This is a genomic window from Paenibacillus sp. FSL K6-1330 (assembly GCF_037976825.1).
Taxonomy (GTDB): domain Bacteria; phylum Bacillota; class Bacilli; order Paenibacillales; family Paenibacillaceae; genus Paenibacillus_AQ.
In genome coordinates, this window is sequence record NZ_CP150269.1 from 6,445,645 (window position 1) to 6,457,393 (window position 11,749).

At 50.3% G+C, this 11,749-nt stretch carries 9 protein-coding genes; 1 reads left to right on the plus strand and 8 read right to left on the minus strand.

The features are described from left to right. Positions 1-5: 5 nt before the first annotated feature. The 5 genes from NYE54_RS29595 to NYE54_RS29615 form a co-directional block, all read right to left on the minus strand. Positions 6-242 (minus strand): glutaredoxin family protein, encoded by a 237-nt coding sequence (locus NYE54_RS29595; RefSeq protein WP_076325401.1) that lies wholly within the window; start codon positions 240-242, stop codon positions 6-8. A 67-nt stretch (positions 243-309) separates the two neighbouring features. Further along, positions 310-1,251 (minus strand): thioredoxin-disulfide reductase, encoded by a 942-nt coding sequence (gene trxB, locus NYE54_RS29600; protein WP_339268109.1) that lies wholly within the window; start codon positions 1,249-1,251, stop codon positions 310-312. Positions 1,252-1,808: 557 nt separating this feature from the next. Next, the gene (locus NYE54_RS29605; protein ID WP_339268111.1) at positions 1,809-2,816 is read right to left on the minus strand and encodes a leucine-rich repeat domain-containing protein; all 1,008 of its coding nucleotides are present in this window, start codon (positions 2,814-2,816) and stop codon (positions 1,809-1,811) included. A 129-nt stretch (positions 2,817-2,945) separates the two neighbouring features. Further along, the gene (locus tag NYE54_RS29610; RefSeq protein ID WP_339268113.1) at positions 2,946-4,967 is read right to left on the minus strand and encodes a heavy metal translocating P-type ATPase; all 2,022 of its coding nucleotides are present in this window, start codon (positions 4,965-4,967) and stop codon (positions 2,946-2,948) included. 335 nt (positions 4,968-5,302) lie between these two features. Then, positions 5,303-6,412, minus strand: a complete 1,110-nt coding sequence (locus NYE54_RS29615) for a PEP-utilizing enzyme, TIM barrel domain protein (protein WP_339268115.1) — start codon at positions 6,410-6,412, stop codon at positions 5,303-5,305. Between the two features lie 272 nt (positions 6,413-6,684). Between NYE54_RS29615 and NYE54_RS29620 the strand changes: the two genes are divergently transcribed. After that, positions 6,685-7,299 (plus strand): hypothetical protein, encoded by a 615-nt coding sequence (locus NYE54_RS29620; RefSeq protein ID WP_339268116.1) that lies wholly within the window; start codon positions 6,685-6,687, stop codon positions 7,297-7,299. Between the two features lie 121 nt (positions 7,300-7,420). Here the strand turns inward: NYE54_RS29620 and NYE54_RS29625 are convergent, their stop codons facing one another. The 3 genes from NYE54_RS29625 to NYE54_RS29635 form a co-directional block, all read right to left on the minus strand. After that, positions 7,421-8,755, minus strand: a complete 1,335-nt coding sequence (locus tag NYE54_RS29625) for an alkaline phosphatase (RefSeq protein ID WP_339268118.1) — start codon at positions 8,753-8,755, stop codon at positions 7,421-7,423. A gap of 116 nt (positions 8,756-8,871) precedes the next feature. Beyond that, positions 8,872-11,127: a N,N-dimethylformamidase beta subunit family domain-containing protein gene (locus NYE54_RS29630; protein WP_339268119.1), complete on the minus strand. Its 2,256-nt coding sequence runs from the start codon at positions 11,125-11,127 to the stop codon at positions 8,872-8,874. Positions 11,128-11,494: 367 nt separating this feature from the next. Next, positions 11,495-11,749 (minus strand): acyl carrier protein, encoded by a 255-nt coding sequence (locus tag NYE54_RS29635; protein ID WP_076325395.1) that lies wholly within the window; start codon positions 11,747-11,749, stop codon positions 11,495-11,497.

The following is an 11,749-nucleotide window of genomic DNA, read 5'->3' on the forward strand; positions in this document are numbered from 1 at the left end:
TTAGATTAACCCTCCGGGTTCAACGCTTTGTTGAACTGGAGCTTGTTCATGCCAAGTATGCGGTGCTCGCCGATGATCGTGAGCGGTACTGCGCGAACGCCCATATCCCATACTTGCTGCGCGAATTCGTCGTTTTGCTCGATGTTGCGCTCTTCAAATTCGATGCCTTGATCGGACAAGAAGCCTTTTACTTGTTTGCAGTGCGGGCAGTTGTTCGAAGTGTATACAATCACATTTTCCATGGTTGGTCAGTCTCCTCTACTTATGATTTGGCTCTGCTAAAAGCCCGTTCGATCTCTATCTATCAGTTTACAACACGACAGCGTTGTGTTCCAAACTCTCGATATATTTCTCCGCATCCATAGCTGCCATACAGCCGCTTCCTGCCGCCGTGATCGCTTGTCTGTAACGAGTATCCTGAACGTCGCCGCAAGCAAATACGCCTTGGATATTCGTCTCCGATGTTCCCGGGGTCGTTACGATATAACCGTTCGGATCCGTCGTAATGTTTCCGTCGAGGAAACCGGTGTTCGGATGATGACCGATCGCCACGAATACGCCGCTGACCGTGATCGTCTCTTCTTCCCCAGTCTCATTGTTAAGCACTTTGATACCTTTGACGCCTGTCTCGTCCGCAATGACTTCCTGCGGTGTGCGGTTCAATGCCCATTCGATTTTTTCGTTAGCGCGGGCGCGATCCTGCATGATTTTCGAGGCACGAAGCTCCTCCCGACGGTGAACCAGCGTTACTTTGGATGCAAAGCGGGTCAGGAAGTTCGCTTCCTCCAGCGCGGAATCTCCGCCGCCGACAACAACGATCTCTTTGCCGCGGAAGAAGAATCCGTCACATGTTGCGCAGGTACTTACACCGCGTCCTACATTATCCTGTTCTCCCGGAATGCCAAGGTATTTGGCCGTTGCGCCTGTAGAGATGATCAACGTTTCGGCAACTACCTCGCCGATACCGTCTACGTCCAGCTTAAACGGACGCTCTCCGAATTCCACGCTGTTCACCCAGCCTGTACGAAATTCCGCGCCAAAACGTTCAGCCTGCTGACGCATATTGTCCATCAGTTCAGGACCCATGATACCTTCGGGAAAACCCGGGAAATTCTCAACTTCGGTTGTGGTTGTCAGCTGCCCGCCAGGTTGCGGACCTTCAATGACGAGTGGGCTCAGGTTCGCACGAGCCAGGTAGATTGCAGCCGTAAGGCCGGCAGGGCCTGTGCCTATAATAACGGATTTGTACATATCGTTTCCCTCCTATATATGGAACGCTTAATTATAATCATTATAAATTAATATTAATTATGGTTATATCAGAGCCGTCTGTCAATATGTCACATCACACCCCATCTGAAAATATTGTTAATCCATTCTTCATAAATCGCACTGAAATCCAATATTTTTGGGAATTGGACCCCTTTCTCCAATGAAGAAGACGGTCTTGATGTTCTGGAAACGTTTACTTCGAAAATAATCGTACGCTTAGAGAGAGTTAAATGAATATAAGGCTACCAAGTGCCTCCCCCACTCTTTCAACGAAAGGAAGATGAATGTTTGATGAAAAAAGGACAACGTAGGCACGAGCCCTAATGCCGAACCTAGCAGCGTAGAAGCTTGGGAGAAATCGAGATCGTTCACGGCCATTGAGAGCCAAACTCGGCAACTACAAGAATCCCCTGCACTCGCCATGCGAAGTCAGGGGGATTCTTGGTTAGGGCATCATTTCCCCAGATCCGATTATTCAATATAATCGATCCGGCGCTGATCCTGAGGACTTGTATTATACCGGTTATCCGACAGATTTACATATGGAAGTTCGGGCAAATGGGCAAATCCCCTATGAATTCCGGCTCGCTCAAGAGTTGGTTTCGACTTAAATCCAGGAACCTTAGATTTTGCAGCTGTCCCATCTCCACGGGCAGCTCCTTCAAGCCGGTATAATTAATGCTGAGTACTTCCAACAACTTCAACCGGCCGATCTCGGGCGGTACCTTTGTCAGCGAAACTTCCTCTCTCCTAATAATATCATTCGTAGGTCCATGATAACTCCCGCATGCGATATTCAAGCGTTTTAACTTGGTCAGCTGACTGATCTCCGATGGAATCTCCATCAAATCCGCCGTATAGACTGTCAAATCTTCTAATTCCGTTAGACTGAACAGGGCCGCAGGTAGACTGGTGATATAACTTTCGTGGATCATAAGTTCCTTCAGTCCCTTTAATTCTCCAATACTCTCAGGAATCTCTTTGATGCCAAACCCGAATATTTCTAGTTTCCGTGGCTTGTGAAACAAAACGTCCTGCCAGAATGCTTCAAACTGCTTATGTTCAGGCCGACTTAGAAATAGACCCGGAACCATGGCCGATATTCTCGCGGCTTCTTCTTTGTCAATCTGAAGCCCTCCCATTCTTTCATGAGCCACATTATAGAGGAAGTCTTGTCCGTTGCTATCCCAAAAGTTTAAATCTTCCGGCAGAAGGGGATGCTGCCAGGCAAACAGATCATCCGCAGCCTCCTTCAACACAGCAGCAGCTTCCTCGCAGCATTCATAGATATAGTAGGTGCCTGCTCCGTATTCAATCCCGTTGCCTCGCTCGGTTTCCTCTTCAAACCGCTTCATGATTTCTTCCTCGCTAATCGAACGTTCTTCGATCAGATAAGGTTCGAGTAGCGAAAATATGCGCTCGGCTTCCTCCATGAGTTGGAACTCTCCACGCCTTGCTAGCACGAATACCGCCGACCGCTCTATCGCATAATCAATCAGCCAGGAATAAGCCTCGCCTCTCGGAGCGTCGTAAAAGGATGCCATATTGCTGATCACCTCTCATCTTTCACTAATTCCAGTAGCCTGTTATTTCGCTCCCCAAAAAGAAATCCCCTTCTTCTCCACCAAGGAAAAGAAGGGGATGCTTTGTCATAGCAGATGATGCTCAGTCGATTAATGGTTGGAACGCAGCAGACGAAGCCCGTTCAGTATAACCAGAATGGTGCTCCCCTCGTGACCGATGACGCCCAGTGGCAGCGCAACGCCTTGAATGAAATTGGCTGCAATCAGCGTCAAAATCACGGTGATGGCAAATATCATATTTTGCTTCACGATGCGCTGAACCCGGCGTGCCACCTTGACGGTGCCGGCAATTTCATCGATGTTATCATTCATAAGCACCGCATCCGCTACCTCCAGCGCCGTTCCGCTTCCCGAAACGCCCATGCCGATCCCGACGGTCGCGGTAGCCAGTGCCGGCGCATCGTTCACACCATCTCCAACCATGACCACATGGCCGTAACGGGACCGAAGCTCCTTAATATGTGTAACTTTATCTTCCGGAAGCAAGTCGGAGAACACCATGTCTACGCCGCTTTGCTTCGCAATCACGTCCGCCGTCGCCTTGCGGTCCCCCGTCAGCATCGCTACCTTGATGCCCAACTGCTGAAGCCGCTTAACGGCCATCGCCGCTTGAGGCCGGACCGCATCCTGCAGAGCGATCATGCCCGCGATACGGTCTCCCTTCAGAATAACGGATACCGTCTTGCCTTCGGATTCCAGCGTGTTCCGGATGGACAGCCAGTGCTGGCGATTCTCTTCAAGCACGCTCAAATCTTTTTGCGCGTAAGCTTCACCCGAATACTGATCTGCAGTCGGTTGATCCAGAATATCACTTTTTCCTATTTTCCAGGTGATTCCTTCCACTTCCGCCTGCATACCCCAGCCTGTTATGGACTGACCGTTCTCCACCTGCTGCAGCTCGGCCCCCTCTTTCTGAGCCGATTGGACAATCGCCAAGGCCAGAGGATGCTTCGACATTCTTTCGATAGAAGCACTGATGCCAAGCAATTCATGCCGATCCCAGCCCTCGCCTGCGATAAAATCCGTAACCACTGGCGTACCAAGCGTCAAGGTACCGGTCTTATCAAAAGCAACAACTGCCGTGCGTGCCATATTCTCGATATGGGCGCCGCCTTTGAATAGTACGCCTTTTCTGGCGCGATTGGAAATCGCCGACAGCATCGCAGGCATGATCGAAGATACCAGCGCGCAAGGGGATGCCACGACGAGAAACACCATCGCTTTGTAGAAGGTTGTATCCCAGTCCCATCCCAGAACGGGAGTAGCCAGAACAATCAGGGCCACGGTCGCAATGACAACGACACGGGCATAAATCGATTCGAACCGCTTGATGAACCGCTGCGATTCCGGTACTTCGTTCTCCGCTTCTTCCACCAGTTTGATAATCTTGGCGAACAACGTGGATTCCGCCGACTGGGTGACCTCAATGTACAATACGCCCTCCCCGTTCAAGGTTCCGGTAAATACTTCATCGCCTATGGACTTATCGACCGGTACGGATTCGCCGGTAATCGAAGCCTGGTTGACCGAGGAGCTGCCGCGATAAATTTTGCCGTCTGCAGGAATAAGCTCGCCCGGCTTTACCAGAATCAGGTCGCCGATCTCCAGCTTGCTGATGGATACCGATACCATCTCCCCCTTCTCGATACGCAGGGCCGTCTCCGGCTGCAGCTCCATCAAGGACGAGATATCCTTGCGGCTTCTCTCCATGGTATAACTCTCAAGCGCCCCGCTGAGGGCAAAGATGAAGATCAGCATTGCGCCTTCATTCCAGTACCCTATCGCTGCAGCTCCCATAGCGGCAGCAATCATCAGCAGATTCACATCCAGATCGCGCTCCTTCAGAAGGGTCTCCACACCTTCTTTGGCTTTTACCCATCCGCCGACGGCGTAGGATATCACATACAACACAACGGAGAGCGGCTCAGACCATTGGCTGGTCAGCCAAGCCACCAGCATCAGCAGGCCACTGCCCAGTGCAGCCACGACCTCCGCGTTGCTCAGCAGGCTGCGTATATCCCACTTCCCAGGCTGCCGCGGCTCACGTGGATCCGCTCCATTTTCTATTGTCGATATGCGTCCAGTCGTCGTTTGACTTTGTATCCATTGCATAACCAATCACCTTCCTAGTTGAGAATGAGATCCATTATTACTACCCTTAAAATGACACATGCTGCCCCGGCTTGGCCGGAGCAGCATGCTAAATGAGAATGAGAATCATTTTTGAACTTATACAATTTATTTTCCTTCGTACAACTTTATATGTATCATACTCACTTCATCCTCATTTGTAAACCATATTTTTCACATTTTTTAAATGCTGAAGAGTGCCTATTGGTGTTCCCTGATGGTGAAGATGAACCTTCAACACGTAAAAAAGCCCTTGCGATCTCTCGCAAGGACTTCTCTCTATACAATCACTTATTTCGTAAAGCGCTCACATTCCATCACTCGACAATCGTCGAACATCTGCGGCGCATCTCCAGCCTCGCGCCGGTTATTCGAATGGCTGCAATCTCTGAGGGCTGACAGCACACCTCATGTATGCCCTGCCGGTAAACCATCCGTAAATCCGTGGCAGCCACCCCATTGATCCGGAGCGTTAATTGCGGCTTCGTTCGCCTAATTCGATGGATCATCTCTGAGAAAGCCGCAACCCTGTGTCCTGCCTCATCCGAGGATTCGAAATTCTCCGTACCCTCCGAATCGAATACAATCACATCGGCCAAACGGGCAATCTCCGCTCCCGCTGCTGGTTTCATCCCTTCTCCGAACAGCGCCCCATAGCGAATACGCACAAAACGCCTTTGATCCATAAGGGTCTGCTCTGCCACTTCTTCGATAAAATTATGAATCGATATAAAGTCATCCGCGTGTGCCGGACGTACAGCCAGGAGCTCTAATTGGCAATCTACGCCTTCCTCGCTGCACTGCTCCACAGCTCGGAACAGCGACTCCAGCTGAGCATCCTGCACTTCACGTAACTCCATCGTGTTGGAAAGCCGGGCATCATGCAGCAAGCTGACCGCACATCGGGCTCCACCCGCCGCCTGAAACACCGACACCCAATAGGTCTTCCATAGCATAATGAGTCTCCGCCTTAACAGGGCGCTCTTCTCTGCGCTCCGCGAATTCAACCACGCCGTGTAAACCTCCTGCAGCAGGCCATGCTGCAGAGCATCCTCCCCGCGTATCAGCCCAATTCCCTGAGCACCTTGCCTGATATCTCGTGCAATGGATTCAGGGTCTGCGGATCGGCTCATGACTTTCAGTCTTCTGTTCCTGTCACTCCACCCCAGCAGTCGGGTCAAGGAAGGTCTGTCCGTGCCGTTATGCCGGATCCCGGAAACCCTGAGGGCTTCTTCAATATCGTCAGGCGATGCCAGTAACAGCAATACCTCCTCATGGGTGACTCCTCCTGCCATTGCAAAATGCTTCAGCAGATCCGTCTCGGGAGAAATCTCGTTTGCCATAATCTCCTCTGCTCTGATGAACTCTTCATCTTCAAATCGACGCTGTCCCAATTCACTGCCAGCTCCCCATTGCCTTTCCGTCATGGTTATCCTTCTACTCCCTTTCACCTTGAATTGGATAAACGCCTCCTTACAGATTATTATGAAACAATTGGAAATATACAGCGCATGGGATAAACACCGGCTGAAAAATATCGGGTGAGAACGAACCATGCCCCTACTCTCTTTATGCAGGATGCCTGTGCAAAGGCGGGAAAGCTTGACCTATCTATTTATCCTCATTTCACGGACAGGATAAAACCTATACAATGGAGGAATGAATCGAAGACGCAAGAAAACGTAAGGGAGAGTTGAACATGAGAACTGATTATGATCATTGGGAACCGATCAGCGTATCGGATACCGTCAGAATTTTTGCTGATATCCCTGCTCGTTGGTATATCGCCGGAGGCTGGGCTTTGGATTTATATTTGGGAGAGCAGACCCGGGAACACGGCGATATCGATATCCTGATCCTTCGCGAAGAGCAGGCCGCCATTTACGCTGCATTAGCCAAAGAATGGACGCTGTACAAAGCGGATCAAGGAACCTTATCAATCTGGGAGGAAGGCGAATATTTGCATTCGGTTGGCGATGTATGGGTAAGCCGAAATGATGAAGCCCCATTTTCATTCCAAATCATGTTGGTAGAAACCGAACAGGACCGCTGGGTTTATCGAAGAGAACCGTCGATCCGAAGACCTCTCCAAGATATATCCTTAAAAACAGACCAAGGAATTCCCTATCTGAAACCGGAGATACAGCTTCTATATAAGGGTGGCAGTAAGAACATTCGGGAAAAAGACGAGCAGGATTTAATCAAGGTGCTCCCCTTCCTTCACCCGCAAGCTAAAACATGGCTTACCCATGCGCTCCGTACGCAGTTTCCATCGGGTCACCCCTGGATCGATTACATCGCATCCTCGTTATAGCCGCCGAGCGGACACCCATCTCCATAAAAAAGACTGCTCCATGGTTTAGCCAAAATAACCGGAGAGCAGCCGCTGTCATATCATTGCTTTATCAGAATATGGAATTCACATTCAGCTCGTTTCACTTTTTATACTTGTCCTCACCGAAATCGATGTTCATTATCCGAGCGACCAAATGCGGTAAGTCCGTATTATTGTGTAGTCCGCGAAATAACTCAGATCCCGGTCCAAAAGCATACAGCGGAACATCCACACCCGTATGCAGATAGGTATTCCATCCCACGATGGAACGTTTGCTGATGACATGATTTATAGCTTGCATAGCGTCAGCAGCATTGATAATTGCGATTTCCTCCTCAGGCGTCACATCGATGCCGGCATAAGCTTTGAGCACCTCTTTGACATTGCTTCTATCCGTCTTCAGCTCTTTAGTCATATAGAGTCCGGATGCTTGTACCTGCCGCAGCACCTCCAGTTTGGCGTCCGTTTGATCATATCCTCCGACCGCCATTCCTCCGGTGTCGTGATCACCGGCTATAACGACTAGCGTGTTCCCATCCTCTTCTGCAAACTTTCTTGCCAGCTCCACTGCTTCTTCGAACGATTCCGTGTCCTTCATGGCCCATGCGGCATCATTGTAGTGACCGGCCGAATCAATCTGGCTTCCTTCCACCAGCAGGAAAAAACCGTCTTTGTCTCTATGGAGAATATCGATCGCTTTTCCCGTCATTTCTTTCAGGCTTGGTTCGTTCGTATGCTCCCGGTCCAGCTCAGGCGCCATATCTCCGTCCGCGAACAAACCGAGAATTCGGTTTCCACTTGCTAATTCCAGTTGAGTCCGGTTCTCAACTACACGATAACCTCTCTGTTTCGCTTCTTCCAACAGATTGCGGCTGCTTTGCTTCCCTCCCATAGTCTCAGGAAGAAAGAAGGCCTTACCTCCCCCTAGCAAAACATCCGCAATTTGCAGTTGCTGCTGCGCAATAAGGCTTTCATCTTTCCTTGAGAAAACATGCGATGAGAACGCAGCTGGGGTCGCATCGGTAATGCTCGAAGTAGCTACGAGACCGGTTGCCTTCCCCTGTTCGCGGGCCGCCTCAAGAATCGTCTTGCGCTCAATCCCATCGGGAGTCCTCCCGATCATTCCGTTATTCGTCTTGTATCCCGTGGCCATTGCAGTCGCCGCTGCGGCTGAATCGGTGAGCGCGGAATCAGCTGAATATGTCCTTACCATGCCTACAATCATGGAGTCCATCACAGAGGGCTCACCCTTGTACAAACGGTAGTTGGCTGCATAGGCAGGTGAAAATCCATCCGGAATCATAAAGATTACGTTTTTGGCCTTTGTACGAGAATTGGAGGCGGCTGCCTCCGCCGATTGGTCAGCCTGCAAACCCAACATGCAGCATACCAGCATAAGAGTCAATATGGCAGCAGCTGAAAGCTTAATTTTCACAGTTCCTCACCTTCCTTAATGGGTATTCTGAAGCTGGAACCAAATATGAACGGGGCACATGCTGTGCCCCGATTCGCCCACTGTTGTCTCAGATGAATTGATACATGTCCTGTTTGCTACAGCAGCAGCTTGCTCAGCACGTTGTCACTGATACGGACTACATTGTTGTTATAATCGTTCCAACCTAGGCTGCCGGCCCAGTTAACCGAACCGACAGAGAACACAGCGCCGCCGCCATGAATATCAAAATAAGTCATGTCCGCCCGCACGAGCGGATTTTCGGTTCCCCCCTGACCTGGTGCAGTATGAAGTTGATCTTCATGCACGAATTGGTAGTTATCGTCATGACCGGTCGATGTTGCCAGACGCAGCGTGTGCGGAGGTGTTCCGAAACTCAGATCGTAACGGTCGATCTCATCGCCAGCGGCTCCTCCGGCAGCATGTCCGAAATCACCAATGATCTCGTTTTCGCCGATACCGTCAAAAATAAACCCGGCTTCCGGTTTGAAGCTGTCGTCTAACCGCCGGTAGCCGGTAGCAGACCCGCCACCCAAAGCGCTAGTTCCTACACCGACTAGACGCTGGGGCATATAACCATGGTGACGCCATAGACCGCCGGACTCCCCCGTCGTGCTGTGGAACAGTTCACCAGGAGGAGAATCCGAAGCACGTGAACCGGCGTTACCGCGCCTTACTTCCAATAGGGATGGCCGGTCCGGATCAAGACTCGTCACCCAATAAAACCCGTTCCCGCCTAAATACATGACCCGCCCGCCGTTCGCTAAATATTGCTCCAGCGCCTTCATCATCGGTCTCGTCCAGTATTCGGGATGGCTCCCGGTGATCAGCACCTTGTAAGGGCTCAATAGATGAACTCCCTCATGATGCAAATCCTCGTCCGTAGCAACGTCATAGCTCTGACCCCGTTTTTCCAGCCACCCTGTAATGTACAAATCGGCGGAAAAGTGGCGTACAGCCCGCCAATTACGGTAGTGAGGCCGGATATTCAGAAGCGGTCGCAGACGGGATGAGAATTGCACGCCGCTGCCATCGTTATGCAGGTCGTAGATGGAGCTGCCCACCTCGGGATGTTCATCCAAATAAACGTCCTGGGAAGGAAGAACGTAGTCCTCACCCAGATAGTCTTTGGCAAATTTAAACAGCCGTTCGTTCCCGTAAGCCAAATAAGTATTAGTCGGCGCAAGAAACAGAACGGGTGCACTTACGGTTCCTTGAAGAGGGCGAACAAAGAAAGGAATAAAGTCTACGCTGCCTTCAGCTTCAAGTTTGAGCGCGTATATTCCGCTCGGCAGATCGCCCGGGATCTTCCAGGAAATATCAATCTCCCACTCGGCATCGACAAGATCATTATCATGAAAGTGAACAGCCGCATATTGTTTAGGCGCGTGCCGGTAGTCCAGGTGTTCCCCAGTCCAGTTGTGACTGGTTACCGCTCTTGTGCCCCCCTGATGCAGGGTGCCGTGATAGCCGCCTGCCGACAGGTCCTCAAGGCGTGTTGAAGCAATATCGACGCTGAAATCGTAATCCGCTAGGGGAACAACGCCAATTCCGTCTGTGCCAAGCAGTACGTCCGGTAACAACTCCTCGGGTAGAAGCTCTCCCCAGAACCGGGGATTGCCGATTTTACCATTGTAATGATGAATGGTGCGTCCCGGAGCGGCAGGGTCGGAATCCGCAGCGATCAGGACGCGCGCTAAGGCGACATTGCTGTAATCCAGATTTGCAGCAGCGGTATGAACTTGTAGGCCGTCATCCGCCTTCCACCCGTCCCGGCTGTTGACAAAAAGCTTGACTGTCTGTGTGCTTGCCGCATACTGAAGGACTACGGAATACCATATATTCTCCTTAAGCGGGATATCGGTGCGGACTGTAACGGATTGCCCGCAGCCCCCGGTTAGGGATAACGCCAGACGTCCGTCAGTTTCCAATGCCAGGGCAGCACCGGATGTGCCATCTGCAGAGCGTGCGGACCAGACGGTCTGAATATAGTCATATACGGGAACCGTCGGGAAAATCCACAGCTGTGCCGAGAATTCGCCGCTCTGCATCCAATTTCTCGGCAGGGGCAGCTCGGCATAGGAACCTGGAGCCGTTATCTGCCGCCGCCCGGGATATTCACCTGCACAATCTGCCGACACCGGTTCTGTCGGCAAAAAAGTCGAGTTGTCCGGATCAGGCATTCCTCCGATTAAACGCACAATATTAGCCGTATATACCGAGCTTCCGGTATCAATCATAAAGTGCAGATCTTGACCGGGCTGGACGCTGAATTCATTCGTATACCCGATAATAGTTACAGGATTTGGCGCCTGCGGATCGGTCACATTCGCCTTCACATCTTCTTTGGACATTCTTACATTCCTCCCGTAGTTCAAAGTTTTTCTTTGTACAACGTGAATCGGTTCTGTTATGCCTGCCATGAATAAGATGAGAACAAACACCTGGGTTCCTTCCTCTTATACCGCATACAAGTTTTCGGAATTCTTCCATAAGTTGTATGAGATATAATAGAATTATAGCATGTAAATATTATGGTAAGAAGGCAAAACTTGTTATAATAAATAAAATCTACTGAATATTGGCAGTGATATCAATTGATCCTTGCATGATTATCCACCTGTTTTATTCAATAAAATGAAAAACACCATGACGAAGCAGGAATAATTCCCGCTTCATCATGGTATTGTGAGGATCCTATCTTCTGATGCCTGCTGTAATTCAGGAGTTCTCCCGTTTGCTTTTAATCACCCATTCCGTCAGGTTCTTAACACTGCTGATGGAATCCAGAGTCAAATCATCCTCGTCCACCGTAAAGTCAAACCGCTTCTCTAACTCCGCAAGCAGTCTAATAAATGTCATAGAATCCAATACTCCGGCCGTGCCGATTAAGACGGTATCATTATCAACAAATGACAACTGAAGCATTTTCTTAATTATGTCCGTAATCTCTTGTTCGATCGCATCGCGGTTCAT

Excerpts from the sequence above, each read along its gene's own strand:
- NYE54_RS29620 (WP_339268116.1), top strand. The coding sequence starts at position 6,685 with ATGAGAACTGATTATGATCATTGGGAACCGATCAGCGTATCGGATACC.
- NYE54_RS29635 (WP_076325395.1), bottom strand. The coding sequence starts at position 11,749 with ATGAACCGCGATGCGATCGAACAAGAGATTACGGACATAATTAAGAAA.
- NYE54_RS29605 (WP_339268111.1), bottom strand. The coding sequence starts at position 2,816 with ATGGCATCCTTTTACGACGCTCCGAGAGGCGAGGCTTATTCCTGGCTG.
- NYE54_RS29595 (WP_076325401.1), bottom strand. The coding sequence starts at position 242 with ATGGAAAATGTGATTGTATACACTTCGAACAACTGCCCGCACTGCAAA.
- NYE54_RS29630 (WP_339268119.1), bottom strand. The coding sequence starts at position 11,127 with ATGTCCAAAGAAGATGTGAAGGCGAATGTGACCGATCCGCAGGCGCCA.
- trxB (WP_339268109.1), bottom strand. The coding sequence starts at position 1,251 with ATGTACAAATCCGTTATTATAGGCACAGGCCCTGCCGGCCTTACGGCT.
- NYE54_RS29615 (WP_339268115.1), bottom strand. The coding sequence starts at position 6,412 with ATGACGGAAAGGCAATGGGGAGCTGGCAGTGAATTGGGACAGCGTCGA.
- NYE54_RS29610 (WP_339268113.1), bottom strand. The coding sequence starts at position 4,967 with ATGCAATGGATACAAAGTCAAACGACGACTGGACGCATATCGACAATA.